The organism is Comamonas sp. B-9 (assembly GCF_000410635.1).
Taxonomy (GTDB): Bacteria; Pseudomonadota; Gammaproteobacteria; order Burkholderiales; family Burkholderiaceae_C; genus Comamonas.
The window spans coordinates 1-451 of the sequence record NZ_APCR01000624.1; the positions used below are offsets into that span (position 1 = coordinate 1).

The window sequence follows — 451 nt, forward strand, 5'->3', positions numbered from 1 at the left end:
GCTTTGGCTTTACCGCCACCTGCAACCTGCCCAGCGCGGGCTCGACCTTCAGCGCGACCTTGGCCAACTACCCGACCAACACGCGGGTGACGATCCCTGGCATCCCCTCGGGTGCGAGTTGCGCGGTGGCGGAAAACACCCCGCTGCCGGCGGCGCCTAGCGGCTACGAGTGGGGCGCCCCGAGCGTGCCTGCGGCGGTGACGGTGCCCAGCGCGGGTGTGGCGTCGGTGGGTGTGACGAATACGCTGGTCCAGCAGTTCGGCACGATCACCATCAACAAGACGCTGACGCTGCCCAATGGTGTGACCGGTCCGTTCAACTTCACGTACACGGCCACCTGCGATCTGCCCAGCGCCGGCACGGTGTTCCCTGCGAGCCTGAGCTACCCGACCGCGACATCGGCCACCATTGCCAATGTGCCCGCTGGCGCGCAGTGTGTGGTGGCCGAAGG

Annotated in this window: 1 protein-coding gene; it reads left to right on the forward strand. The window is 67.8% G+C overall.

The genetic code is table 11. From position 1 onward, the window contains the following. A partial coding sequence (locus H928_RS32170) for a DUF5979 domain-containing protein (RefSeq protein WP_043339052.1) occupies positions 1-451 on the forward strand: 451 nt, incomplete at both ends.